Annotated in this window: 19 protein-coding genes and 1 pseudogene; 14 read left to right on the plus strand and 6 right to left on the minus strand. The window is 62.6% G+C overall.

Annotated features, from left to right (window positions below; translation table 11 throughout):
• From C6P64_RS13340 to C6P64_RS13350, 3 genes are all read right to left on the minus strand, one after another.
• Positions 1 to 1,664: esterase/lipase family protein (locus tag C6P64_RS13340; protein ID WP_105749065.1), on the minus strand; the 1,664-nt coding region annotated here is incomplete at its 3' end.
• Positions 1,661 to 2,695, minus strand: coding sequence for an Lnb N-terminal periplasmic domain-containing protein (locus tag C6P64_RS13345; RefSeq protein ID WP_068679670.1), 1,035 nt, complete (start codon positions 2,693 to 2,695; stop codon positions 1,661 to 1,663). The genes C6P64_RS13340 and C6P64_RS13345, both read right to left, overlap by 4 nt.
• 8 nt (positions 2,696 to 2,703) lie before the next feature.
• Positions 2,704 to 3,342: a TetR/AcrR family transcriptional regulator gene (locus C6P64_RS13350; protein WP_087747803.1), complete on the minus strand. Its 639-nt coding sequence runs from the start codon at positions 3,340 to 3,342 to the stop codon at positions 2,704 to 2,706.
• 451 nt (positions 3,343 to 3,793) lie between these two features.
• Between C6P64_RS13350 and C6P64_RS13355 the strand changes: the two genes are divergently transcribed.
• The 14 genes from C6P64_RS13355 (at position 3,794) to C6P64_RS13420 (ending at position 22,404) form a co-directional block, all read left to right on the plus strand.
• On the plus strand, positions 3,794 to 5,281 hold the full coding sequence (locus tag C6P64_RS13355; RefSeq protein ID WP_054667826.1) for an efflux transporter outer membrane subunit: 1,488 nt from the start codon (positions 3,794 to 3,796) through the stop codon (positions 5,279 to 5,281).
• Between the two features lie 14 nt (positions 5,282 to 5,295).
• Positions 5,296 to 6,375 (plus strand): HlyD family secretion protein, encoded by a 1,080-nt coding sequence (locus C6P64_RS13360; RefSeq protein ID WP_054667827.1) that lies wholly within the window; start codon positions 5,296 to 5,298, stop codon positions 6,373 to 6,375.
• A 3-nt stretch (positions 6,376 to 6,378) separates the two neighbouring features.
• Positions 6,379 to 9,141: a ribosome-associated ATPase/putative transporter RbbA gene (rbbA, locus tag C6P64_RS13365; protein ID WP_105749058.1), complete on the plus strand. Its 2,763-nt coding sequence runs from the start codon at positions 6,379 to 6,381 to the stop codon at positions 9,139 to 9,141.
• A gap of 1 nt (position 9,142) precedes the next feature.
• Entirely contained in the window at positions 9,143 to 10,273 is a 1,131-nt protein-coding gene (locus C6P64_RS13370; protein ID WP_105749059.1) for an ABC transporter permease, read from the plus strand.
• Between the two features lie 47 nt (positions 10,274 to 10,320).
• Complete coding sequence (locus C6P64_RS13375; protein ID WP_003296526.1) at positions 10,321 to 10,782, plus strand: phasin family protein; 462 nt, start codon at positions 10,321 to 10,323, stop codon at positions 10,780 to 10,782.
• The gene (gene phbB, locus C6P64_RS13380; RefSeq protein ID WP_105749060.1) at positions 10,772 to 11,518 is read left to right on the plus strand and encodes an acetoacetyl-CoA reductase; all 747 of its coding nucleotides are present in this window, start codon (positions 10,772 to 10,774) and stop codon (positions 11,516 to 11,518) included. Before C6P64_RS13375 ends, phbB begins: the two co-directional genes overlap by 11 nt.
• An 85-nt stretch (positions 11,519 to 11,603) precedes the next feature.
• Positions 11,604 to 14,108, plus strand: coding sequence for a DUF3141 domain-containing protein (locus C6P64_RS13385; RefSeq protein ID WP_105749066.1), 2,505 nt, complete (start codon positions 11,604 to 11,606; stop codon positions 14,106 to 14,108).
• The gene (locus C6P64_RS13390) at positions 14,105 to 15,526 is read left to right on the plus strand and encodes a bifunctional enoyl-CoA hydratase/phosphate acetyltransferase (protein ID WP_105749061.1); all 1,422 of its coding nucleotides are present in this window, start codon (positions 14,105 to 14,107) and stop codon (positions 15,524 to 15,526) included. The genes C6P64_RS13385 and C6P64_RS13390 overlap by 4 nt, the downstream gene beginning before the upstream one ends.
• Before the next feature lie 61 nt (positions 15,527 to 15,587).
• On the plus strand, positions 15,588 to 16,340 hold the full coding sequence (locus C6P64_RS13395) for an SDR family NAD(P)-dependent oxidoreductase (protein ID WP_054667835.1): 753 nt from the start codon (positions 15,588 to 15,590) through the stop codon (positions 16,338 to 16,340).
• A 79-nt stretch (positions 16,341 to 16,419) separates the two neighbouring features.
• Positions 16,420 to 17,658, plus strand: a complete 1,239-nt coding sequence (locus tag C6P64_RS13400; protein ID WP_105749067.1) for an acetate/propionate family kinase — start codon at positions 16,420 to 16,422, stop codon at positions 17,656 to 17,658.
• Positions 17,655 to 18,857: a sodium/glutamate symporter gene (gene gltS / locus C6P64_RS13405; protein WP_068679683.1), complete on the plus strand. Its 1,203-nt coding sequence runs from the start codon at positions 17,655 to 17,657 to the stop codon at positions 18,855 to 18,857. The genes C6P64_RS13400 and gltS overlap by 4 nt, the downstream gene beginning before the upstream one ends.
• 143 nt (positions 18,858 to 19,000) lie before the next feature.
• Positions 19,001 to 20,752, plus strand: a complete 1,752-nt coding sequence (locus C6P64_RS13410) for a PHA/PHB synthase family protein (protein WP_105749062.1) — start codon at positions 19,001 to 19,003, stop codon at positions 20,750 to 20,752.
• A gap of 87 nt (positions 20,753 to 20,839) precedes the next feature.
• Entirely contained in the window at positions 20,840 to 21,334 is a 495-nt protein-coding gene (locus C6P64_RS13415; protein WP_003050031.1) for a universal stress protein, read from the plus strand.
• The gene (locus C6P64_RS13420) at positions 21,331 to 22,404 is read left to right on the plus strand and encodes a lipid A deacylase LpxR family protein (protein WP_105749063.1); all 1,074 of its coding nucleotides are present in this window, start codon (positions 21,331 to 21,333) and stop codon (positions 22,402 to 22,404) included. The genes C6P64_RS13415 and C6P64_RS13420 overlap by 4 nt, the downstream gene beginning before the upstream one ends.
• A 172-nt stretch (positions 22,405 to 22,576) precedes the next feature.
• Here C6P64_RS13420 and C6P64_RS13425 read toward each other — a convergent pair whose 3' ends face one another.
• From C6P64_RS13425 to C6P64_RS18005, 3 genes and pseudogenes are all read right to left on the minus strand, one after another.
• Complete coding sequence (locus C6P64_RS13425; RefSeq protein ID WP_105749064.1) at positions 22,577 to 23,899, minus strand: ISL3 family transposase; 1,323 nt, start codon at positions 23,897 to 23,899, stop codon at positions 22,577 to 22,579.
• Between the two features lie 217 nt (positions 23,900 to 24,116).
• A pseudogene (locus tag C6P64_RS13430) lies at positions 24,117 to 25,150 on the minus strand (IS5 family transposase).
• A 305-nt stretch (positions 25,151 to 25,455) separates the two neighbouring features.
• On the minus strand, positions 25,456 to 26,051 hold a 596-nt coding region (locus C6P64_RS18005; protein ID WP_146115928.1), incomplete at its 5' end, for an SLATT domain-containing protein.

Raw genomic sequence — 26,051 nt, forward strand, 5'->3', positions numbered from 1 at the left:
GACACCTTGAAATCACTCGGGATATGCCCCAGGCTTTCATGGCTGCTGGCAGCCGCATCGGGCACCAGCGTGTGGGCGAGTTCTTCGAGCACCGTAATGGGAAAGCGGATAAATCCCGCCATCCAGCGCCCCAGGCGTCCACCCGCGACCGATGTGCCCCGATGAGGCGCCGCGATGAAGATGGCACTGCTGACATTCGGGAAGGGCTCGAAGCGCAACATGGGATCAATGCGCCTGATCTGCTGCGGCGTCAACCGACTGTGATCCGCAGCCAATTGCACCAGCGATTGATCGGTTGACGACACCATCAACCGCGCGATGACCCCGCCCATGCTATGCCCCACCAGCACGAGGTCGGACGACGCCGGCGCTTGGCCGGATGGGTCGAAATGCGTCAGCGTCTCCCCGAGCGCCCTGCGAATCATGGCGTGGTTCAACGCGACTGGCATGTTGGTCGGGTAGTAGACCTGCCAGATCTGGTAATGCTGGCGCAGGGCCTCATCGCCCAGGATTTCGTTGGCGAGTTCCACCCAGGCTTCAGGGCTGCTGGCCAGTCCGTGCAGCATGACGATGATCCGCCTGTTCGGATCGTAGGGCTGCATCAAGTAGACGTGCGGGCGGTCGATGCCACCCTCGCGCCCGAGCAGGCTGCGCAGCGACTGGCGGTTGAAATTGGCACGGGCCAGCCATACGCCATAGCCGGCCGTGAAATTGGCCGCCAGCGGCACACGTTGGCCGCGCAGCATAATGGCCGATTCCACATAGGGGTCATGCACCGTCAGACGGGCTGTACGAGCATGCAGCACACTGTCCAAGTTGTCTCCGTCGGGATGCAGCAGAACCGTCATGGACGGCGCGGGCATCTCGCTCCAGGGCAGCGGTTGCTGATCATGTTTTGCCGCTGGGCGACCACCCCGAGTTGGGACGGCGCTCAGGGACTCGTCCGGAATGACCGCCACAAGCTCGGCGCCAAAGCCGTCGCGCCGGTAGAGGCTACGCAATCCACGGAAAGACAGGGACGAGGCTGGCAGGAGTTCGGCTGGCACCGCCGTAGTGCCCGGTAAGCGCGCGCCGCGCATATCCAGCTTCAGTTCCCAGCCTGCAATGTTCCAACTGGTCTGGTCGGGCAACTGCGTCGGCATTTGTTGCCGAACTTCGAACATGCCGGTGGCCGCATGCTCGACGGCATAGTTATACCAATCCCGCACTTGGGTCTGGCGATCCTCGAAGGCCCGCTCTCCCGGAGTATGGTCACCAAGGAACAGATAAGCATAGGCATAGCGAATCGTCTCAAGCCAGGCGGCTTGCTGCGCTGAACCGGGCTTCATGGCCTGAGCCTGCGCCAGCCATAGTTCGGACAGTGCAGCCAGGCGTCTATCCGTGGCAACCCCCGTCACGGTAGCCAAGGCCTCCGCGCACTCCGAGGAGATCGGCTTTGCGCATGCCTGCTCATCCAATGCCGCCACCCTGATGGTCTGGACAGTCGCATCGCTGAGCTTGCCACGTGTCAGGATGTCGCCGCGCTTGAGTTCGATGGCCTCCCTGGCAGGTAGCGTATGAACTTCAACCACTGGGCCGAACTCGCGCAGGATCGAGCAGCCCCCCAGCAGCAGCGGAGCAAGAGCGGCGCATGTAATGAGAAGGCAGGCCTGCGGGAACCTCATGGATTCACCTCGTTGGCAGGGATGCCTGGCACGCCTTGTCGAATCGACATCGAGAAGTCATCCTCTGACACATCGGAAGCAAGGGCACGTTCGTTGATATGCCCCAGTGCCTGCAATTCATCGTAACGATAGCCAGGCGTCAATCCATGCATGTCGTAGACGTACCGCGCAAAATATCCAGACAGCAGCAGGCGATAGTCCATTGGCAATGCGGGCGCAATGACCCGGGCCAGCTCGAATACGATGGTCGTGCAGTTACTGGTTAACGTGTTGTAAAAGCGCGGTTTCTGCCGCAGTTCATTGGCCGCGTTCAGAAACTCCAGAAACAACGCGCGGGCACTCGCCTGATTCATCTGCAAGCGATAGAGATAAACATCTTCGCCTCGCGCGTTGCTGCGCGTACGCACAATGTCTCGCTCATCGGCGGCTACCAGGATCTGCTCGAACTGACGGAAGAATCCTCCTACCGCCGAGAAGGACTCATGGCGTTCCTTGCGAATTTCCAGCGAGAACACCACGCGTTCACCGCCATCGAAGCCGAACGACACCAGGGTGTGGGCGATGTGCGGCCCCATCCAGTAGGAAAGCACCAAGTCGGCGCTGCGCAGACGATCCAGGTCGTATGTGCGGCTCTCCCACTGCGGGGTGTAGTCGGTTTCGCTGCGCCACTGGAAGTTGCGCACATTATTCAGGTGAACATGGTTGCCGTCGATCCTGGCCTCCAGCAACTGGGCGACATCGTCAGCCCATACACGCTGGTGTGACGGCTGCAGCGTCCCCCACCACATGAGCAGGGAGGCGGCTGCGATCACAAATGCGAATCCGGCGATGTTGCGATTGCGCCGCCCAAGCAAGCCCGCCCGCGACAAGACAACGGTCACACCCAACGTAGACCACATGGCAATGACGAACCATCGCACCACCGAAGGTCCCGGCATCTGATGCCACAGAGCCAGCGCACCCCACACAGTCAGCAGCAGTACCACAAAGCCGATCGCCAAGCCTGCAAGGGCGCGCAGGACTATGTGCATCACTCCGCTCATTGAGGCTGCAAAAGCTCAAGCAACAGTTGCCGGTGCGCATCCCGTAACTGCACCAGCGAGATGGAAGGACTGCCCTTGGACAGCATCGAGGAACTCAGCCACAGCACTGCGGGCGCGAGCGCCAACGGGAAGAAGTGTTCGGTCAAGACGCCTGGGCGAATGACGCCTCGGCGTATGTTGCGGTGGATGATGGTCTGCGCCCGCTCTTTCAGTCCGTGCGCAACTTCGTTGTGCCAACGCTGCACCAGCTCTGGTGTTCTGGCGCTTTCGGCCAGAAGCAGCCGGTAGATCGACATCGTGGCAGGGGAGCTGAAGGTCGCGTACAGGCGATCCAGGTAGACATCTACCAGCTCTGGCAACGTCAGATCCTCATCCGGGAGCCAGCCCTGGAAATCACAAATCTGCTTCGTCGTACGTTCGAGCAAGGCGTGAAAAATTTCTTCCTTGCTTTTGAAGTGGGCATAGATGCCAGCCTTGGACAAGCCCGCGCATTCCGCCAGGCGCTCCATCGACACTGCGTTGTATGTCCGATCCGCGAATTCGACCAGGGCCGCGTCGAGTATTTCCTCTTTCCTGGCGGCAGAGGACAGGTAGCGGCGCTTGTTGTCTGGCGCGTCATCTTTCTTGGGTGGCATTCAAAGGCTCTGTTCAAAGATCTGAGGGGTGTTCCCATGGGCCTGTCACCGGCTCTACCAAGAATCAGGGCCTTCCTTGAACCCAAGCCGGCAGCTCGAATTGACCTGCGTCAATGACCGACGAGCCCGCTGATTGCGGTTCTTGGATTGTAACGTATAATTGAAAATAATCGTCCAGTCGTTTGTTTTCAGATTTCACAATGCAGATCAACACAGGGCGCGAGTGAACCTGGCACATCGGGTTACGACACAGGAAGAGCGCCCTATCAACCAGCCGGGGAACACGGGGATGCACATATCAACAAGGAGATGAAGTGGGCTTGACAGCACTTGCAAGCAAGAAAGTAGGGCCTGCGGACACCAGCCACGAACCCCGCATTGCGCGGGTGGCAGCCATTCCCTCCTCTGCGACCAGACCCTCTTCAGCCCGATACCTGTACGGAACGTGACCATGCTCCCAACTTCCCCGTTGTTTCCTGCGTTCAGATTGCGCGCTGCCTCGTTGGCCCTGAGCGCCGTCGTCTTGACCGGCTGCATGTCGCTCGCTCCGGCGCCAGACACCCCGCCATTGCCCGTGCCCGAAGCCTGGCCCGCGCATCTTGGATCAGGCACCGACGGCGCCCACGCGGGAGAGCTTGCCTGGCAGGCGTACTTCACCGACCCCCTGCTGCAACGCCTCATCGAGACCGCGCTGGAAAACAACCGCGACCTGCGCGTGGCCGCGCTGCGCGTCGAGGAAGCCAGCGCCACATTCCGCATTCAGCGCTCGGATCGTTTTCCTGCCATGGGCGTGGGCGCCCAAGGTGGACGCGCGCGCGTCCCTGGCGACCTGAACATGTCGGGCCGATCGCAGGTGGGCGGCGAGTACCGGGCCGAGGTGGGTTTGACCACCTGGGAACTGGATCTGTGGGGTCGGATCCGCAACCTGGAAGACGCCGCCCTGCAAACTTGGCTGGCTTCCGACGCGGCTCGCCAGGCCGTCCATTTGGCGCTGATCGCCCAGGTGGCGGACGGCTATCTTGGCCTGCGCGAGATCGACGAACGCGTGGCGATCGCACGGCAAACCGTGACCACCCGCGAGGAGTCCTATCGCATTTTCCGGCGCCGCGTCGAAGTCGGCTCGACCTCGAAGCTGGATCTCACACAGGTCCAGACCCTGCTGAACCAAGCTCAGGCGCTGCTGACGCAGCTTGAGCAAGCTCGCACCACGCAACTGCACGCCCTGGCACTGCTGGTAGGCGCTGATCCCGGCCCGCTGCCCGCCAAGGCACCCTTCGATGAAACGACGGTTCTGGCTGAGCTGCGGGCCGGTCTGCCTTCGGAGCTGCTGGTCAGTCGCCCGGACATCATTTCCGCCGAACACCAATTGCGTGCCAGCAATGCCCACATCGGCGCGGCCCGCGCGGCGTTCTTGCCGCGCATTGCGCTGACCGGCAGCTTCGGCACGGCCAGCTCCGACTTGAATGGCTTGTTCGATTCCGGCAGTCGCGCCTGGACCTTCATGCCCACCCTGTCGCTGCCCATCTTCGATGGCGGGCGCCGCCGCGCCAATCTGGAGCTGAGCGAAGTGCGCCGCGACATCGCCGTCGCCGGATACGAAAAAACCATTCAATCGGCCTTCCGCGAGGTGGCCGATGCGCTGAGCGCAAAGCACTGGCTGGCTGAGCAGTTGACGATCCAGAGAGCCAACCTGGAAGCGCAAAGCGAACGCGCACGCCTGGCCAAGTTGCGCTACGACAACGGCTCGGCCGCCTTCTTGGAAGTGCTGGATGCCCAACGCGATCTGCTGGGAGCCCAGCAACAACTGGTACAGGCGCGCCGCGCGCTGCTGTCCAGCCAGGTGGCGCTGTATGCCGCGCTCGGCGGCGGCACCCTCGCCGCAGCCGGCGAGGCACAGGGTGCGGCCTCGACTCCCGCTTCCACCCCATCAACCCGTTAAGGCACGCCGAACCCATGACTGTCTCCCCCTCTCTCAAGAAAAAACTCCTGGTCGCTTTCGCTGCAGCGGTTGTTGCCGCGCTGGCCTGGTGGAGCTGGACGAGGTTTACCGACAGCGGCCCGGGCGAAGGATTCGTCAACGGCAATGGCCGCATCGAAGCCACCGAGATCGACGTGGCCACCAAGCTTCCCGGCCGCATCGAAGACATCCTGGTGCGTGAAGGCGATTTCGTCACAGCCGGCCAGCCACTGGCCAAGATGCGGCTGGAAACGCTGGAAGCGCAGCGCGACGAGGCCCTGGCCATGCGTCAGCAGGCTGAGCATTCGGTGACCGCGGCGCAGGCACAGGTGGCGCTGCGTGAAGCCGACGTGACTGCCGCCTTGGCTCTGGTTGGTCAGCGCGAGTCGGAACTGGACGCCGCGCAACGGCGCCTGACACGCTCCAGCACGCTGTCGAGTGAGGGAGCCGCCTCGATCCAGGAACTGGACGATGACCGGGCGCGCGTACGGGGCGCCCAGGCGACCCTCGCGGCCAGCAAGGCACAGGCCGCCGCTGCCCGCGCCGCGGTCGAAGCCGCCAGGGCGCAGCTTGTCGGCGCGCAGTCCAGCGTGTCCGCCGCTACGGCCAGTATCAGCCGCATCGAAGCCGACATCCGCGACAGCGAACTGCGGTCTCCGCGCGACGGACGGGTTCAGGTGCGTGTCGCGCAACCCGGCGAGGTGCTTGGAGCGGGCGGACGTGTCTTGAACCTCCTTGATCTGTCGGACGTGTACATCACCTTCTTCCTGCCCGAAACCGTGGCCGGCCGCGTTGCGCTGGGTTCGGAGGTTCGCATCATTCTGGATGCCGCGCCCGAGTATGTGATTCCAGCCACCGTTTCCTTCGTCGCCAGCGCAGCGCAGTTCACCCCCAAGACGGTGGAAACCGCCAGTGAGCGACAAAAGCTGATGTTTCGCGTGCGCGCACAGATCTCGCAGGAGCTGCTGCGTGAGCACCTGAACCAGGTCAAGACCGGTCTGCCCGGCGTAGCCTGGGTCAAGCTCGACGCCAAGGCCGAGTGGCCTCAGAACCTCTCCGTTCGTGTGCCGGAGTAAGGTATGAGCCACAGCGCGCAGCTCGCGACCGTTGCAAGTGTCCGCCAGGTAAGACTGCGCTACCGCGACGTCATTGCCTTGGATGGCATTGACCTGGACATCCCCGCTGGACGGATGGTCGGTCTGATCGGCCCCGACGGCGTGGGTAAGTCCAGCCTGCTCTCGTTGCTGGCCGGTGTGCGCATCATCCAGGAAGGCACGGTCGAGGTGCTCGGTGGCGACATGGCCAGCAAGGCCCACCGCAAGCTGGTGTGCCCGCGCATCGCCTACATGCCGCAGGGGTTGGGCAAGAACCTGTATCCGACGCTCTCGGTCGAGGAGAATCTGCAATTCTTCGCGCGGCTGTTCGGCCATGACGCGCCCGAGCGCCGCCAGCGCATCGATGAGCTGACCCAGGCCACGGGCCTGTTCAAATTCCTGGCACGTCCGGCAGGCAAGCTCTCCGGGGGCATGAAGCAGAAGCTGGGCTTGTGCTGCGCGCTGATTCACGACCCGGATTTCCTGATTCTCGATGAACCGACGACCGGCGTGGATCCGCTGGCGCGCGCACAGTTCTGGGATCTGATCGAACGCATCCGCGCCGACCGCCCCGGCATGAGCGTGATCGTGGCCACCGCCTACATGGACGAGGCGCAGCGCTTCGACTGGCTCGCCGCCATCGACGACGGCAAGGTTCTCGCCACCGGCACACCGAAGGAATTGCTGGAAAGAACAGGCAGCCCGAACCTGGAAGAGGCGTTCATCCGCCTGCTCCCAGAAGAGAAAAAGCGCGGGCACAAACCGGTGGTCATTCCTCCCTTGCCGGAAGACGGCGCCGACGACATCGCCATCGAGGCCAAAGGGCTGACCATGCGCTTTGGCGACTTCGTCGCCGTCGACAGCGTGTCCTTCCGCATCCGGCGCGGTGAAATCTTCGGCTTCCTCGGCTCCAACGGCTGCGGCAAGTCTACGACGATGAAGATGCTCACCGGGCTACTGCCGGCGAGCGAGGGACGAGCCTGGCTGTTCGGTCATGAGGTGGACCCGCATGACTTGGACACCCGCCGCCGCGTCGGCTACATGTCGCAGGCATTCTCGCTCTACAGCGAAATCACGGTACGCCAGAACCTGGAGTTGCACGCCAAGCTGTTCAGCGTGCCCCCGAAGGACATTCCGGGCCGCGTCGAAGAGATGGTGGAGCGCTTCGGCCTGGTGGAAGTCATCGACAGCTTGCCGGCCAGCCTGCCTCTGGGCATACGCCAGCGCCTGTCGCTGGCAGTCGCCATGGTGCACAAGCCCGAACTGTTGATTCTGGACGAGCCGACCTCCGGGGTCGATCCAGTAGCGCGCGATGCATTCTGGCGGCTGCTCATCGAGCTGTCACGTCGCGACCGGGTGACGGTCTTCATTTCCACCCACTTCATGAACGAGGCCGAACGCTGCGACCGCATGTCAATGATGCATGCGGGCAAGGTGCTCGACAGCGACGTGCCCGCCAAGCTGGTCGAGAAGCGCGGCGCTAAAACCCTCGAAGAGGCCTTCATCGGCTACCTCATCGAGGCGGAGGGCGGCACGGTCGCTCCCGCCGGCCCCACCGAGGCCGCCAATACGGCGATTCAGACGCCAGCGACACACACTGAGCACATCGGGCACAACGCTGAAGGCTTCAGCCTGCGCCGCATGCTCAGCTATCTGTGGCGCGAAGCACTGGAACTGCAGCGCGATCCGGTGCGCGCCACCCTGGCGCTGGGCGGTTCGCTGCTCCTGATGTTCGCGATCGGCTTCGGCATCACCTTGGACGTCGAGGACCTGAGCTATGCGGTGCTCGATCGCGACCAAACCACGCTCAGCCAAAGCTACACGCTGAACCTGGCCGGCTCGCGCTACTTCACAGAGCACCCGCCTATCGTCGATTACGAGGATCTCGACCGGCGCATGCGCAGCGGCGAACTGTCATTGGCCATCGAAATCCCCGCTGGCTTTGCCCGCGATGTGTTGCGGGGCCAGAACGTGCAGATCGGTGCGTGGCTCGACGGCGCCATGCCGCAGCGCGCCGAAACCGTGCAGGGCTACGTTCAGGGCATGCACCAGCACTGGCTGCTGGTACAGGCCAGCGAGCGCGGCGGCGCCAGCGCAGCAGGCAATGCGAGCGTCGAGACGCGCTTTCGCTACAACCCCGATGTCAAGAGTCTGCCAGCCATGGTGCCGGCGGTGATCCCTCTGCTGCTGCTCATGCTGCCGGCCATGCTGACTGCGCTGGCGGTGGTGCGCGAGAAAGAAACCGGGTCGATCACCAATCTGTACGTGACGCCGGTGACGCGCATCGAGTTCCTGCTTGGCAAGCAACTGCCCTATGTCGGTCTGGCCATGGTGAACTTCCTGCTGATGAGCCTGCTCGCGGTCACCATCTTCGGTGTGCCGGTCAAGGGCAGCTTCTTGACCCTGGCGCTGGCCGCGCTGATCTTCTCCTTCGCCGCGACAGGCATGGGGCTGCTCGCCTCGGCCGTCACGCGCAGCCAGATCGCGGCCATGTTCTTCGCCATGATCGGCACCCTGATTCCGGCCACCCAGTTCGCCGGCCTGATCGATCCAGTGTCCTCGCTCGAAGGCTCCAGCAAGTTCATCGGCGAGATCTACCCCGCCACGCACATGATCTCCATCAGCCGTGGCGTGTTCAGCAAAGCGCTCGGCCTGGCCGATCTGGCGGGGCCGTTGTGGTCGATGCTGCTGTCGGTTCCGGTGATTCTCGGTGCGGCCGTTTTGCTACTCAAGAAGCAGGAGCGCTGAGATGAGCGGAAGAAACGTTGCCAACATCTACGACCTCGGTGTCAAGGAGCTGTGGAGCCTTTGGCGTGATCCGATGATGCTCGTACTCATCGTCTATGTGTTCACCGCGTCGGTCTACACCAAGGCCACGTCCATGCCGGAGACGCTGCACAACGCGCCCATCGCCATCGTCGACGAGGATAATTCGGCGCTGTCCCAGCGGGTTGCCTCGGCCTTCTACCCCCCGCAGTTCACCCAGCCGGCCATGATCGACTATAGGGACGTGGACCCGGGCATGGACGCGGGGCTGTACACCTTCGCTCTGGTCATTCCGCCCAACTTCCAGCGCGACGTGCTGGCGGGGCGATCGCCTGCCGTGCAGCTCAATGTCGACGCCACCCGCATGAGCCAGGCCTTCACCGGCAGTGGCTATATACAGCAGATCTTCACCGGCGAAGTCAATGAGTTCGTCAAACGTTATCGCGGCGCCACCGTGCCACCTGTGGATCTGGCCTTGCGCGCACGCTTCAACCCCGCCCTCGACAAGGCTTGGTTCGGCTCGGTGGTGCAGATCATCAACCACATCACGCTGCTGTCCATCATCCTGACCGGCGCAGCACTGATCCGCGAGCGCGAGCACGGCACCATCGAACACCTGCTGGTGATGCCCGTGACTCCCGCCCAGATCATGCTCTCCAAGGTCTGGTCGATGGCCCTGGTCGTGCTGATCGCCTCCTTCCTGTCGCTCACCCTCATGGTGCGCGGCGTCCTGGGCGTGCCCATCGAGGGCTCCATCGCGCTGTTCTTCGCCGGTGCAGCGCTCAGTCTGTTCGCCACTACGTCGATGGGCATCTTCATCGCCACGCTGGCGCGCAACATGCCGCAGTTTGGCATGTTGATGATGCTCACCATCATGCCGCTGCAGATGCTGTCGGGTGGCACTACGCCACGCGAAAGCATGCCCGAGATCGTGCAGAACATCATGCTGGTCGCACCCACCACCCATTTCGTGGAACTGAGCCAGGCCATCCTTTATCGGGGCGCGGGGCTGGAGACGGTGTGGCAGCCCTTCCTGGCGCTGGCCCTGATCGGCACGGTGCTGTTTTTCCTGTCGTTAGCACGCTTTCGCAAAACGATCGGCCAGATGGCCTGATCGTCTGACCGCCCGATTGGGCACTCAACCCAGTAAGGAGTTTGACCATGAGCAATGAAACCATCCCTCCCAACCTGTTCAAGGCGAACCTGGAACTGCAGCTGCGCCTCCAACGCCTGATGCAGGAAAACGGCCAGCAATGGCTGGAGAACGCCGCGCGCGCGGGCAAAGACGGCATTGCCGAGTCCGGCGCGGAAATCGAAAGCCTGCTTAAGGCGGAGAACTGGCAGGAACTGGCCACGCTGCCCGCACAAACCTTCTGGCGTCAGTTTCAGCACCACGTGGGCGGCGCGCAGGCGCTGACACAAGTCGCGATCAAGAACCAGACAACCTTCACCCAAGGCCTGCAAAAAGCCATTCAAGACTGGCAGAAATCGGTTACGCAGGCCGTAGGCCAGGGCGATGCGGTACTCCCGTTCCAGGATATTTTCAAACAGTGGGGAGCCGTGTGGGCCTCGGCACAGGACAAGGAGGCACCGGGCAAGACCGGTGGCCGCAATGCCGGCTGAACAACGCACCGCCCTGGTCACGGGCGGCAACGGTGGCCTGGGCGAGGCCATCGCCCGGGCCTTACACGATGCTGGCCATACCGTGATCGTCGTCCACTCGCCAGGCAATGCCAGCATCGGCGCGTGGTTGGAAGCCCAGGCGGGTGAAGGTTACAACTTCATCGCCTACGGCGCGGATGTGGCCGACCATGCCTCCTGCCAGGAGCTGGCCGGCCTCATTCAAGCAGACGGTCACCACATCGACATTCTGGTCAACAACGCGGGCATCACGCGTGATGCTACGTTCCGCAAGCTGAGCTACGCCGATTGGGATGCGGTCCTGCGCGTCAATCTCGATTCTGTATTCAACGTCACTCGGCCATTCATTGACGGCATGCTCGAAAGGGGCTGGGGCAGGATCATCAACATCTCCTCCATCAACGGCTCGAAGGGGCAGTTCGGCCAAACCAACTACTCCGCCGCGAAAGCCGGGATGCATGGATTCACCAAAGCCCTCGCGCAGGAGGTGGCGCGCAAGGGCGTGACGGTCAACACCGTCTCGCCGGGGTATCTGGATACGAAGATGGTGACGAGCATGTCGGAGGAAGTGGTCAAGCAGGTGGTTGCCGGTATTCCCGTGGGTCGTCTGGGACGGCCTGAGGAAATCGCCGCACTGGTTGCATTCATCGCCAGTGAGTCTGCGGGGTTCATGACCGGCAGCAACGTGTCGATGAATGGTGGCCAGCACATGTACTGAGTGAGGAAGGGCCGGCAAGACGATGTGCCTGCGGCCCCTTTTCATTCAATTTTTCAGTTTCATCATAGACGGAGTGCCCATCGCCATGAATCAAGACACCACGACATCACCAACGGCCGCTTGGGGGCAGTTGCTGTGGGACCCGTTGCGACTATCGGCGATGGCAAACGAGTATGCAGTGGATGCCTGGCAGCGGTCCATTCTGTATGCCGACGTTCGCCGCCAACGCGGCAACCAGTACCAGGAGCATTTGCAGGAGCAGACGCCGAACGTACTCGACTTCGCCTCAGAGGTCATCATGTCCGGGCTGGAGCTTCCGCGGCCAGTCAACTATGGCCTCGTGCGCATCCTGCCGCCAGCCGACGCGCCGGCCGATCCCAAGAAGCGGCCGTTCGTGGTGGTCGATCCCCGCGCGGGCCATGGCCCGGGCATCGGCGGTTTCAAACCCGACAGCGAGGTCGGTGCTGCTCTGAAGGCAGGCCATCCCTGCTACTTCGTTGGCTTTCTGCCCGATCCCGTTCCCGGCCAGACCGTCGAGGATGTCATGCGTGCCGAAGCGGCCTTCGTGCGCAAGGTCGGCGAGCTGCACCCCGACAGCCGCGGCAAGCCCGCGGTCATCGGCAATTGCCAGGCGGGCTGGCAGATCCTGATGGCAGCTGCCGTCTGGCCCGAACTGTTCGGACCGATCATCGTCGCCGGCGCGCCGCTGTCGTACTGGGCGGGCGACATGCCGATGCGCTATGCAGGCGGCCTGACCGGCGGTAGTTGGTTGACGGCATTGACCGGCGATCTGGGCGCCGGTCGGTTCGACGGCGCCTGGCTGGTACAGAACTTCGAGAACCTGGACCCGGCCAATACGCTGTGGAGCAAACAGTACAACCTGTACGCCAAGGTCGACACGGAAGGCCCGCGCCACCTGCAATTCGAGAAGTACTGGGGCGGCCACGTGTTCCTGAACGATGTGGAAATACAGTACATCGTCGATAACCTGTTCATCGGCAACAAACTGAGTACGGCGCAGCTGGTGACGTCTGATGGCGTGCGCATCGACCTGCGCAATATTCGCTCGCCGATCGTGGTGTTCTGCTCCTATGGGGACAACATCACGCCACCGCCCCAGGCCCTGGGCTGGATCACCGATCTGTACCGCAACGATCTGGACGTGATGGGGCATGACCAGACCATCGTCTACGCCACCCATGACAGCATCGGGCATCTGGGTATCTTCGTCTCCGGCAGCGTCGGGCGTAAAGAGCACCAGGAGTTCGCCGCCAACATCGACGTCATCGACGTGCTGCCGGCCGGTATCCACCGCATGCTGGTCGATGAAAATCCCGACGGGTCGCAGGAAGGCGAGCCGACCGGGAACGCCTACCTGACTCGGATCCAGCGCAGCAACATCGATGAAGTCCGTGAGATCGTCCGTCCCGACCCTGAGAACGATCGCCGGTTCGCCGCCGTTGCGCGGATCTCCGAGGTCAACCTGGCTTGCTACCGCAGCTTCGTGCAGCCATGGATGCGTGCCCTGGTCACGGACCAGGGTGCGAAGTGGCTGGAGCCGCTGCATCCGCTGCGCATGGGCTATGAATTGTGGTCTGACAGGCATCCGCTCGCCGCCGCAGTACATGAGGCTGCGCAACACGTGCGCGACCATCGTCAGCCCGTCTCCGAGGCCAACCCTTTCCTGCAACTGCAGGCGCAGTTTTCCACCGCCGTCGAACAGATGCTGGATCAATTCCGTGATTGCCGCGACCAGATCTACGCACAGGCGTTTGACACGCTGTACAGCCTGCCGCTGGTGCAGGCCATGACTGGACAGAGCCTGCACGACGATGCACCGCCGCGACCCCATCCCAGCGAGACGCCCGAGCATCGCCAGTATCTGGCGCAAGAGTTGACACGGCTCGAAGCGGATATTCACAGCGGCGGGCTCGCCGAAGCCGTCATACGGGCACTGTTCTTCGTGCTCGCGGCGCGTGGCGAGGCCGACGGGCGGCACTTCCGGCACGCAGAGCAACTGGTGCGTCCCCGCCTGGGCAGCGACTTCGACATGCAGGCCTTTCGCCACCTCGTTCGTCGGCAGGCTTTGCTCATGAGGCTCGACGAGGACGCCACGGTGTCCGCCATCCCCGGATTGCTCAACGGCATAGCGCCTGATGACATCCGCCAGGTGGCGGGAATGATCGTGCAAGTGATTGGCAGCGGCGGTGTGCTGTCCGCACAAGAACAAACCAGGCTGGAACAGGTTTCTACCTTGTTCGAGCAGGCCGAGCGCCAAGCGCAGGCGGCTTCGGCGCCCGCCGTGATAAGTCCCGCCACTGATACCTCCGCTACGGTCGTGGACGCGAAGTCGACAACCGCCATGCCACGCTCTGCCAGTGGCACATCCGCTGCGGTCGAGGATGCGAATGCGGCGCCAGCCATGCCGAGCTCCGCCAGTGACACCTCCGCTCCGGCCATAAACACGACCTCCAAGACATCCTCTCCAAAGCCTAAGGCGCCTCAGAAGAAAACTGCTACGCAGAAAACTGTGTCCAAGACGCCAGCCGCCCCGCGGACAAGTCAAACACGGCGAGGGAAAGGCAAATGACGACGTCCTCCGCACCGGTCGATGGCGCCGCCGACGCATTGCAGGTTCTGCGCAACCGCACCTTCGACGAGATCGCCATCGGCGACAGCGCCAGCCTCGAACGCGCGTTTTCGCCGCAAGACATCCACATGTTCGCGCTGCAATCGGGCGATGTGGATCCGGAATCTTCGGTGTCTTCGCCCTCGCGGGACACCACGGAGGCCATTTGTGCAAACGTCCTGATCTCGGCTGTGCTGGGAACACGCCTGCCGGGGCCTGGAACCCAATATGTCAGCCAGAACCTGCGCTTGCTCGGAGCCGTTCGGCCCGGCGACAGGCTGACCGTGCAGATGCAGGTGAGCAGCAAAGACACGGCCACCCATCACGTCACGCTGGACTGCACCTGCACCAGCCAGGAGGGGGTGGCGGTTTTCCAGGGCCAGGTAGAGGTCGTAGCGCCCACTGAGCGCATTGAAAGAACGCGCACGGCGTTGCCGGAAATCCATCCGGATGCGCAGGGCCGCACAGGCCTGCAGCACCTGCTGGCGCATGTCGCGCACTTGCAACCGATTCGGGTAGCCGTCGCCCACCCCTGCGATGTCCCCAGCCTGTCCGCTGCGCTCGAAGCGCGCCACGCGGGGTTGATCGAGCCGGTGCTGGTCGGGCCACGAGGGCGGCTCGAAGCAGTCGCCACCGAGGCCGGGCTGGATCTGGCCGACGTCGCCATTGTGGACGTCCCGCACAGCCACGCCGCTGCGCAGCAAGCCGTCGCCTTGGCAGCCGCAGGTGAAGTCGAAGCCCTGATGAAAGGGAGCCTGCACACCGACGAACTGATGTCCGCGCTGGTTTCGGCAGCAGCGGGGTTGCGCACCAAGCGCCGGGTCAGCCATTGCTTCCTGTTGCAGACACCGGCCTATCCGCGCCCGTTCATCGTCACCGATGCAGCGATCAATATCGCCCCGACTCTGGAACAGAAGGCAGACATCATCCGCAACGCCATCGAGCTGGCACAGGTGATCGGCGTGCGCGAACCCAAGGTCGCGATCCTGGCCGCGGTCGAGACGGTCAGCCCGACGATGGCGGCCACGCTGGACGCTGCGGCGCTGTGCAAGATGGCCGATCGCGGCCAGATCACTGGCGGCCTGCTCGACGGGCCGCTGGCCTTCGACAACGCCGTCTCCATCGCCGCTGCGCGTATCAAGGGGATCGTTTCCGAGGTCGCCGGGCAAGCTGACATCCTCGTCGTGCCTGACCTGGAGAGCGGCAACATGCTTGCCAAGCAGTTGATCTTCATGGGCGGCGCAGCCAGCGCCGGGATCGTTCTTGGAGCCAAGGTGCCAGTCATTCTGACCAGCCGCGCCGACTCGCGTGATACACGCATCGCCTCATGCGCGATCGCACTGATGCTGGCCCACCACTATCGGCTGTCACCCCCTTGAGCCGACTTATCGGCAACTTATTAACCCCCTCTTTTTAATCCACCCCTTTGGAGGAAACACCATGCAGTACTCATTCTCTGGCCGCGTAGCCCTGGTCACCGGTGCAGGGTCTGGCATTGGCGAGGCCATTGCCCGGCTGCTTGCAAGCAACGGCCTGAATGTCGTCGTCTCCGATGTCAGCGCCGACAATGCGCAGCGCGTCACCAGCCTCATCAACGCCGAGGGCGGCCACGCCGTGGCCAACGTGGCCGACGTGGCATGCATCGATGAGGTCCAGGCTGCCGTGGCCTGCGCGGTCGATACGTTCGGCGACCTTCATTTTGCCGTCAACAACGCCGGTATCGGTGGCGACCAGAGCCCGGCGGGAGAACTGGACCCTGCCGCCTGGCGCCGGGTGATCGATGTCAACCTGAACGGCGTGTTCTATGGCCTGCGCCATCAGATTCCCGCCATCCTGCGCTCGGGAGGCGGCGCCATCGTCAACGTCTCCTCCATCCTGGGGGTGGTGGGCGACGCAGCGAACCCTGCGTACGTCGCAGCCAAACATGGCGTGACCGGGCTGACCCGCTCGGCAGGACTGGCCTATGCGTCCAAGGGAATCCGGATCAATTCGATTCATCCCGGTTACGTGCGTACGCCCATCCTGGATTTCCTGGATGAATCGGCCCTCCAGAAGGCCGTTGACCTGCATCCGATCGGTCGTCTGGGTACATCGGACGAAATCGCCCATGCCGTGGCGTTTTTGCTGTCGGAAGGAAGCAGCTTCCTTGTGGGCACCCAGCTCATCGCCGATGGCGGCTACACGGCGCGCTGAGTCTGAAGACGATGAGACAGCAGACACCCCCGCACACCTCGGCGAAGTCGCGCGGACGGCGCGCAGAGAGGACGACCTGATGGACGTCACCATGGCCCGCTCCGGGCGCCGCGAACACGGACTGATCCTTGTGCTGAACTGCGGTTCATCCAGCATCAAGTTTGCGGTGTTCGATTCCTCGGCCGCGCCACTGCCGCGTCAGGCATTGTGGAATGGCAAGGTGCAGGGAATCGGCGGCGCCAACCCGGATTTCGGAGAGACCGGAGTTGCGCCGTTCTCGATCGAACTGGACACGGCACATCCGTATCGCGCCGCACTGCGCCTCATCCGCGATCGTGTCAGCCGGCGGCTCGACGGCCGCCACGTAGGTACGGTCGCCCACCGTATCGTCCACGGCGGCAGCAAATACTCCATGCCCGTGCGCCTGGACGCAAATGTCCTGGCCGACCTCAAGGGCTACATTCCTCTGGCCCCGCTGCACCAGCCATTCGCGCTCGAAGCCGTGGAGATCCTGCTGCGGGAGCAGCCAGATCTGCCACAGATGGCTTGCTTCGACACGGCCTTCCACCACACTTTGCCCCAGGTCGAGAAGATCCTGCCGTTGCCCTATGCCGCATGGGAGCGCGGTCTGCGTCGGTACGGGTTTCACGGCCTGTCGTATGAGTACATGGCAGTGGCCTTGCCCGAACGCCATGGCGACGCCGCGTGCGGGCGCACCGTCGTTGCCCACTTGGGCAGTGGCGCCAGTCTGTGCGCCATGCAAGGACTCAAAAGCGTGGCCACCACCATGGGCTTCTCCGCGCTTGACGGCCTGATGATGGGCACCCGCACCGGCGCGCTCGATCCGGGTGCGGTGCTCTACCTGATGGAAGTCGAGAAGCTCTCACTAGAGCAAGTGGGGCGCGTCCTCTATCACGAGTCCGGCCTGCTCGGCGTTTCGGGAATCTCGGCCGAGCCGCGCGTCATTGTCGGGCACGAGAACGATGCAGGCGAAACGGGGGAGCGAGCGCGCTTGGCACTGGCCCTTTACGTGCGACGCATCGTGCGCGAGATCGGGGCCCTGGTCGCCGTGCTGGGCGGTCTGGACATGTTGGTGTTCACGGCGGGTGTCGGTGAACACAATGCGTTCATCCGCGAGCGCATCTGTGCGGCGCTGGGCTTTCTGGGCATTGCCCTGGATACCGACGCCAACGCCCGCCACGCGGCGAAGATTTCCAGCGACCACAGCCAGGTCATCGTGGCGGTCGAGCCCGCCAACGAAGAGTGGATAGCCGCCAGCCACGCACTGTCCTGCCTGGACAGGGAGAAGGCGCGATGACGATCGATGCCTTCCATGGATTCACGCTCGCCATCGTGCTGTTGTTCGTGGGCAAGGGCCTGGTTGCGCGTTGGGGCATCTTGCGTCGATACAGCATCCCGGAATCCCTGGTGGGCGGCCTGGCCTGCGCCCTGGTTGTCTTCGCCCTGTACTACGGTGCGGGGATCGTCGTCAGTTTCGATCTCGAAGCGCGTGACGCGCTGCTGCTGTACTTCTTTGCGGCCATTGGCCTGGGTACCGACGCCCGCACGCTGCGCCATGGTGGGCGGCCCTTGCTGATCCTGTCGGGGTTGGCCATCGGGTTCATGGTGCTGCAGAACCTGGCCGGGATGGAGATGGCACGCGCCTTCGGCCTGGATCCGCGCGCCGGGCTGATGGTGGGATCGATTTCCCTGACCGGAGGCGTGGGCACCACCTTGGCCTGGTCCGATCACTTCGTTCAAAACCTCGGCATTGCGCAAGCGCAGGAACTGGGATTGGCAGCGAACATGATCGGCCTGATCGCGGCCTGCACCATCGGCGGCCCGATCGCAAGCCTGCTCATGCGCAGGCATCGGCTTCAAGCCGGAGACAGCGCCCTGGAAATTGGCACGCTGCACAGCAATGAGCAGCATGCCCGCCTGGACTACTACGGCGTGCTGCTGGCATTGCTCTGGCTCAACTTGGCCTTGATGCTGGGATACGGAATCAATGCCTTGGTAGCGCGTACCCCCGTCACGCTGCCCGCCTTTGTGGGCTGCCTGCTGGCCGGGATTCTCCTGCGCATGGTGGCCGACTGGATGAGGCCGAGTGGGGGCGGACGTCTATGGAACTGGCCGAGCATGCAGCCAGGCATTGCCCTGGTCTCCGATATCTCACTGGGCCTGTTTCTGACCATGGCGCTGATGGGACTCAGGCTCTGGGAGCTGCAGCCCGTGCTTGCCTTCATCACGGCGGCGATGCTGGTGCAGATTGCCCTGGTCATCGCATTCGTTTTGCTGATTGTTTTTCGGGCAATGGGCAAGGATTACCAAGCCGCCGTGGTGTGCGCGGGTTTCGGCGGTATTGCGCTGGGATCTACCGCCACTGCCATCGCCAACATGACGGCGGTGACTCGGGAGCATGGTGCGGCACGCGAGGCGTTCATTGTGGTGCCCCTGGTATGTGGGTTCGTCATCGATATTGCGAACGCACTGGTAATCAGCCTGATGGCCGGTTAGGCGAAGCGAAACAGCGGAGCGAGCTGGCAGATGGATACATCGCTGACGCGCTGGCGAGGCGTCGTCGCCCAGGAAATCGCAATCGACTCCCGTTTTCAAGCAAGGGGCTCTTTCTACTTGTGCAGAAATAGAGGTAATACGCTTTGACGAATAAAAAGAACGGCAATATCGACTCAGCCATCAATCCGAAGTTGGATGGGGATGCCCATGTCGCTTGGGCACAGGCTTGGTCGTCTATTTCGCCGGAGACATCGTTGCTCGCGTGGGTGGACTGGGCGAGCCATTTAGCAAACAGTCCTGGCAAGCAAGCCGAGCTTTTGGCGTTTGCAGCCTCCCTGTCCGAGCAATGGATGGCCGTATTGAAGAAGAATCGGGCCAACCCGAACCGGGGAGCCACCGCTCCTGACCGGTCACCTGTCAATGACCGCCGCTTCAACGATTCTGCATGGGATCAATGGCCCTACGACCTTTTCCGCAGTTCATTCGTCAATCAGACCAAATGGTGGGAGCAGGCCACGCAGGGGGTGTGGGGAGTGGATCCGAAACACCAACGCCTGCTGGCGTTTGGCGCCAAACAGTGGCTGGAAATGCTTTCGCCCGCCCACGCTGCGGTTTTCAACCCCGTTGTCCTGAAAAGAACCATCGCAGAGCAAGGCGCCAATCTAGCGCGGGGGACGTCCAACTTTCTCGACGACTTGCGTCGGCAACTATCCGGCCAGCCTCCCGCGGGAACGGAGAACTTCGTCGTTGGGCGCGACGTAGCGGTCACGGAAGGAAAAGTCGTTCTGAGAAATCGACTGATCGAACTGATTCAGTACACGCCCACTACCGAGAAAGTCCATCCCGAACCGATCATGATCATTCCTGCCTGGATCATGAAGTACTACGTACTGGATCTGTCACCGCATAACTCGCTGATACGGTATCTGGTTGCGCAAGGGCATACGGTTTTTTGCATCTCCTGGAGAAATCCGGATGCTGAGGATCGAGATTTGGGCATGGATGAGTACCTGGAGTTCGGCCTGCATGCAGCGCTGGACGCTGTGACTTCCGTTGTCCCCGGGCATGGAGTCCACGCGGCTGGTTATTGCCTGGGCGGAACGCTACTGGCCATTGGTGCTTCAGCCATGGCGCGTGATGGCGATACGCGGCTGGTGTCGGTAAGCCTGCTTGCCGCACAGACGGACTTCAGCGAACCGGGCGAGCTGAGTCTTTTCATCAACGAGAGTCAAGTGGCGCTGTTGGAAGCCAGCATGGCTCAAACCGGTTATTTGACCTCCGACCAGATGAGCGGAGCTTTTCAGCTACTGCGCTCCTACGATCTCATATGGTCTCGCATGATTGACGAATACCTATTGGGCGATCGCCGGCCAATGACCGACCTGATGGCTTGGAATGCCGATGGGACTCGCCTGCCCGCGAAGATGCATTCGCAGTATCTCCGACGCCTTTACCTGAATAACGATCTCAGCGCGGGGCGTTATCCCGTCACGGGTCGCCCCGTTTCAGTGGGAGACATCGCTGTGCCGGTGTTTTGCGTCGGCACTGCCTCGGATCATATTGCGCCTTGGCGCTCGGTTTACAAGCTGCATCTCCTGTCTTCGGCCGAGCTGACTTTCGTGCTGACCACTGGAGGACACAACGGCGGCATCGTGAGCGAGCCCGGCCGAGGTAAGCGCCAATATCAAATCCATACCCGCGCGGCCGGTGATGGATACATGGCGCCGGATGAGTGGCAAGCGACGATGCAGACGCATCCGGATTCCTGGTGGCCCGCATGGTCGGCGTGGCTGCGAGAGCGTTCCGGTGATGTTGTTGCGCCTCCGCTCATAGGTGCTGAATCCAGTGGATACCCCACTGTTTGCGACGCCCCAGGGGAATATGTACGCAACTGAATAAGCGCATACCGCGTCCGCTATTGCGACACGGTATACGCAATATCTGTTCGTCACCCCGTTTTACTCTGATAACTGGAGACATTCATGTACTCAAGAATCCTGGTTCCGCTCGACGGAAGTCCTACTGCCGATTTGGCGCTCCACCACGCTGCGGTGCTGGCACGCCTGAATGGCGCAACCATCGTCTTGCTGCACGTCATCGAGGAGATGAAGCACAGCAACGGCTTCGAGAGGCCGAGGATCTATATTGAAGAAGTGAGGCCGGGCTTCCTGGCGGCCGGGCAGAAGCTGCTGGACGAGGCGGCGCTGCGGCTGAGGCAGGGAGGCCTGGTGGTTGAGACCGTCCTTCTGGAAAGTAACGGCGAGCGCGTCTCGGTGCTCATCGCTCAGCAGGCACTGACTACTCAATGCGAGTTGGTGGTGTTGGGTACCCACGGACGCCGGGGCGTGGACAGGCTGCTGATGGGAAGCGATGCAGAGCAGCTCGCTCGCATCGCACCAGTCCCGGTGATGCTGGTGCGCCAGTCCCAATCGGTCATTGTGACTGCAACCCCTGGGCAGGGGGGCACGCCAGCGTGACGAAAGTTCAGTCCGCCGACCCCGCTGAATGGAGGCTGGAAGTCGCAGCCTCCTTGCTGCTGCTATTGCTGAGCGCCTCCGCACAGGCCCAGTCCTGCCACCAGGACAACCCGCTGCGCTCAACGGGAACGCTCAATCTGCGGATCGACAACGACATGTTCGGCGGCATTGGACAAGATCAAGGCTACTCCAATGGATTTCTCGTCAGCTGGGTCTCCCCCAACCTTGTGGACTATCGCGATGACCCTTGCCTACCCCGTCTCGTCCGTGGGCTGAATCGTTTTCTCACGGTGCTGCAACCCGAGGGTTTTGACGAACAGAACATGACCATCGGCTTCGGGCAGATGATGTACACCCCCAGCGACAAAACGCGCAGCGATCTGATCAAAGACGACCGCCCTTTCGCCGGCGCAATGATGTTGAGCTTTGGCTACAACGCGCGGCGCGGCGATACGCTGCGCACCTCACAAATCCGCGTCGGTGTTGTGGGCCCCTCCTCCTTGGCCAGGCAAACCCAGAACTGGTGGCATGACACCATCGGCGTCGACAAATTCAATGGCTGGCGACACCAACTGCGCGACGAGCCTGTGCTGCAGTTGCTGCACGAACGCCGAACGCGAGTCTTCAGGCAAGAAAACGTCAGCGGTTGGGGCTGGGATCTGACCCGCCACTGGGGCGGCAGCTTCGGCAATTTCGCCACCTACGCGAATGTCGGTGGAGAACTGCGCTATGGCCTGCGCCTGCCGGATGATTTAGGCACGGCACCGCTGCGGCCTGCCGGAGAAAACACCGCGCCCGTGCGCACGACCGCTGGCGGCAACTGGAACGCCCACCTCTTCGTGGCGCTAGACGCTCGCTGGGTTCTGCACGACATCACGTTGGACGGCAATACCTTCAAGTCCAGCCATAGCGTGGATAAACGGTCACTCGTGGCGGATGTCGGCTACGGCGTCGCGATTACCCAGGGCAATTGGCGCATCTCGATAGCCCGCTACCACCGCACACGCGAATTCCGGGGACAAAACGAAATCCCGGTCTACGGAACGATCACTGTAGGAAGGAAATTCTGATGCCGGTCGATTCCTTCCTCGACTCCACATGGGCCGTCCTGTTGTTATTCGTCGGCACGGGACTGATTGCTCGTGTGGAGTACTGACGCCGACCAAGCACCCGAGTTCGATAAGTGAACCAGGACAACCAATAAGAAAGGGCTCTATGCCGTTTCCCGTGGAAATTGACTCCTCAACAAACATGACGGTAGCGCCCGTAGTCGCGGGCGATGGCCGGCACCAAGGGGTTCTGCGGTAGATGCTTGAGCTTGGACATGCGCAGGTAGGCCATGGCGATGAAGTTCTCGATGTTGCGGAAGCCTCGGGCGGCGGTCTTCGTCTGTTGAAGCAGGCCGTTCATCGCCTCGACGTAGGCGTTGCTGCGTCCGTCGAGCATGCCGCGCACGACGCCACCGAAGTGCTCCTTCAGGGTGAGGGCCAGCCGTTTGAAGGGCTCCAGGCGGCTGCGGCGCGCCCAGCTCAGCCATTTGCTCATTGCCCCTTGCGCGATCTCCTCGCTGTTGCTCGCGGCTGCATCGCGATAGACCAGCTGCAGTGCCTGCTTCAGGCGCCAGGCCCGCGCGCTCTTCAGGTTCGAGCGTTGCAGCCAGTGCATCGCCTCGAACTGGGCGCGGGTCCAGCTCACCGGGTTCTTGCGCATGCCCCACAGCAGCTGACGCAGCGTCTTCTTGCTCTGCGCGCCGACCGCTTCGCGAACCGCGACCGCCGAGCTGCGCATTTCTTCGCGACGCACCTCGTCCATCGCTGCGTTGGCCAGCGCCACGACATGAAAGCGGTCGTAGCTGATCTGGGCATTGGGCAGCGACTTGCCGATCCCCTTGGCGTAGGCCGCGCTCATGTCGATGCAGGCATGCTTGATGGCCAGCGGGTTGCCGCCGTGTGCGCGCATGTCCTGGGCAAAGTCCTGCAACGTGGCGTGATCGCGGCCCGGGGTGGCAAACAGCAGACGCTTGGCTTCAAGGTCATGCACGACGGTGATGTACGCGTGCCCGCGCTTGACGCTGGTCTCGTCGATCCCGACGTAGCGCACGCCCGACATATCGTCCCTGGCACGGGCGACCTCGACGTAATGGCGCACCCGACGCCACAGGCGCTTGGGCGCGACCCGCAACTGGTTGGCGGCCTGGCGCACCGGCATCTCCCGGCACAGCGACAGGCTCAGTGCCTCGAACAGCAAGGTAAAACCACTCCCCTCACGCGCCCACGGCACCGGCAGCTGCGTGGTCTTGCCGCAGCCGTCGCACTGCACGCGCGGGATCTCGGCATGCAGCCACGCTTCGAACTGAAAGAAATCCAGGTGACGCCAACTGCGGCGCACGCGGTCGTGGATCAGCTGGTGCTCGGCGCCACACACCGGACACGCGGCACGATGGCCGGTGTGCTCGACCTCGAAGTCGATCCGGCGCCTGCCCGTGTTGAGCTCGACCTTGGCGACATGCCAAGGCGGCTGCAGGCCAAGTGCGGTGGTGAAGAGGGCTTCGATCTGGTTGTTCATCGGGTACGAGGTCGGCGTCAGGATCGGGCGGTTGTACCACCGAGGGATGTTTGGACACCTCGAATAACCCGAGGCTTTCAGTGAATCCCGCCGCGCCATGATGACCGCGACCGAATTCGCCTCAATTTCTCTGGCAACCCACCGTGTTTCTCGGCGGAGTTGCCCCGTTTTTGCCTCGACTCGCCCCAGGCATCGGCGATTCGGCCCATTTCGGGCGTCAGAAGGCCTCGATTCCGGCCTTCCGGAAGTAGACCAGCCGCTTCAGGTTGTAGCAGGCGGCCATCATCGTCATCGCGAAGCTCGCCCGCGCCTGGCCGATGGTGCGCAGCAACTTGCCACCCATCTGCTCGAGGGCGCCGAACACGTGCTCGACCCGGGCGCGCGTTTTGGCGATGCGCTGGTTACGCCGCTGCTGGCACTCGGTCAGCGGCTTGTTGCGTTTGCCCTTCCTCTGGATCTGATTCCGGAAGCCGTTCTCCTTCAGCCAGGCTTCACGCCCCTCGGACGGGTAGCCCCGGTCGGCATAGACGTCCCGACTCGTGTTGCCCGCATCGAAGACGTTGTCAAAGTGCTGGCTGTCGTGCGTACTCGCCGTGTCGGTCTTGATTCGGCGAATGATCTTGTATTTCTTGTCGACGTTGATCGAGAGCTTGTAGCCGAAGTGGCTCGTGCCGTGCTTCTTCGTCCAGGTCGCGTCGAGGTCCTTCTGGCGCCGTTTCGCAGGCCTCCAGTCGGCGGGCATCGCACCGTGCTCGATCAGCGCCTTCTCACCCCGACTGTTGTGCTGCTTGGGGGCGGGGACCAAGGTGGCGTCGATGATTTGACCGCCGCGTGCGATGAAACCCTTCCTGAGCAGCTGCGCCGAGACACCGTCAAAGAGCGCCTTGGCGCCCGCTTCACCGATCCGGTTCTCGAAGGTCCCGTGGTGCGGTCCGGGACGTGGGTCGCGTTCGCCAGTCCGCAGAAGCGCTTGTAGCTCATCCGGTCGAGCAACTGGTACTCCATCTGCTCGTCGGACAGGTTGTACAGACGCTTGAGCACCAGGATCCGCACCATCGTCTCGGTCGGGTACGGCGGACGCCCGCCCTGCGCGCTTACCGGGCGCGGCGCAACCTTATCCACCTCGGCCGCCAACGACGCAAAGTCGATGTGCGACTCGATCTCGGCCAGCGGGTCGCCCAGCGCGTCGATCTTCTTGCGGTGGTGTTCGTCAGCGAACAGGTCGGTCTTGATGGCGCTACGCGGTTTCATCGGTGCAGGCTGCGGGGTTCAGGGCGTCGTAATTTTACCAAAGGCGGGCGAGGCGGAGGTTTTTCGAGGTGCCCTATCAAATGAAGGTGATGAAGGGGCATCACGACCAGATGGTTCGCAACGGAATTACCTACGTTATAAATCCTGCTTTTGTGCCGGCGCTGGGACTCACCGGGCCGTAGCAAACTGGAGCTGCCGGATGCTCAATATACTCATTCATGCGCCTCTGAAAGACCCATCGTACATTGGCAATTGCCCGTGGGGCCGAGCGACCGCACTCAGCCTTGAGTTGCCGCCTCAGTTGGTTAAACGTCCTTTCGAGCGACCCACTGCGTGTGCTCGCGAGAGAAAGCATTCTCAGCGTCACCCACAAATAGCGAGAACTTTTCGGGGGTATCGGGAAGCAGCGATTGTTCTTTGATAAGGCCAATCTCGTGGGCTGCGAGCGCGTAGGAGGCCGCCAGTTCAGAGAATCTCTTTGCCTGCATCCAACTCAAGACGCTGGCCGCCATCGCAACGAACACGTCCGTGGGCCAAAACGGTTGGTCTACGTACACCATACGCAGCACCGCGCAGACCACGGCGATCGTATTCACCCCGATCAACGCCCAGAAGAAATACCGCGACATCCGACGGTTGAACGCAGCCTTCTTCGCATACCAAGTGAGCTGGTCTTTGATCCGGCAGTCCGCGTAGGTTGCTCTGCGCTCTTCCAGTGTGCGGGCACGCATCTGCTCCATTACAGGCGTAAACTGCAGTCCGTCGAGATGCTCCGTCAGCGACTGGCACACCTCGCGATTCTGCTCGACGATCTGCTTGAGCGTCTGGCGGAAATCGTTGCGCGCGCTCGCATCATCTCCTTGGAACGGCTCAGCTCTGCAGACGAGTGATTTCAAGGTGC

Origin of the sequence: Malikia granosa (assembly GCF_002980595.1) — a bacterium.
Classification (GTDB): Bacteria; Pseudomonadota; Gammaproteobacteria; order Burkholderiales; family Burkholderiaceae_C; genus Malikia; species Malikia granosa.

Coding starts and splice junctions, on each gene's coding strand:
- C6P64_RS13345 (WP_068679670.1), bottom strand. CDS start 2,695: ATGCACATAGTCCTGCGCGCCCTTGCAGGCTTGGCGATCGGCTTTGTG.
- C6P64_RS13350 (WP_087747803.1), bottom strand. CDS start 3,342: ATGCCACCCAAGAAAGATGACGCGCCAGACAACAAGCGCCGCTACCTG.
- C6P64_RS13355 (WP_054667826.1), top strand. CDS start 3,794: ATGCTCCCAACTTCCCCGTTGTTTCCTGCGTTCAGATTGCGCGCTGCC.
- C6P64_RS13360 (WP_054667827.1), top strand. CDS start 5,296: ATGACTGTCTCCCCCTCTCTCAAGAAAAAACTCCTGGTCGCTTTCGCT.
- rbbA (WP_105749058.1), top strand. CDS start 6,379: ATGAGCCACAGCGCGCAGCTCGCGACCGTTGCAAGTGTCCGCCAGGTA.
- C6P64_RS13370 (WP_105749059.1), top strand. CDS start 9,143: ATGAGCGGAAGAAACGTTGCCAACATCTACGACCTCGGTGTCAAGGAG.
- C6P64_RS13375 (WP_003296526.1), top strand. CDS start 10,321: ATGAGCAATGAAACCATCCCTCCCAACCTGTTCAAGGCGAACCTGGAA.
- phbB (WP_105749060.1), top strand. CDS start 10,772: ATGCCGGCTGAACAACGCACCGCCCTGGTCACGGGCGGCAACGGTGGC.
- C6P64_RS13385 (WP_105749066.1), top strand. CDS start 11,604: ATGAATCAAGACACCACGACATCACCAACGGCCGCTTGGGGGCAGTTG.
- C6P64_RS13390 (WP_105749061.1), top strand. CDS start 14,105: ATGACGACGTCCTCCGCACCGGTCGATGGCGCCGCCGACGCATTGCAG.
- C6P64_RS13395 (WP_054667835.1), top strand. CDS start 15,588: ATGCAGTACTCATTCTCTGGCCGCGTAGCCCTGGTCACCGGTGCAGGG.
- C6P64_RS13400 (WP_105749067.1), top strand. CDS start 16,420: ATGGACGTCACCATGGCCCGCTCCGGGCGCCGCGAACACGGACTGATC.
- gltS (WP_068679683.1), top strand. CDS start 17,655: ATGACGATCGATGCCTTCCATGGATTCACGCTCGCCATCGTGCTGTTG.
- C6P64_RS13415 (WP_003050031.1), top strand. CDS start 20,840: ATGTACTCAAGAATCCTGGTTCCGCTCGACGGAAGTCCTACTGCCGAT.
- C6P64_RS13425 (WP_105749064.1), bottom strand. CDS start 23,899: ATGAACAACCAGATCGAAGCCCTCTTCACCACCGCACTTGGCCTGCAG.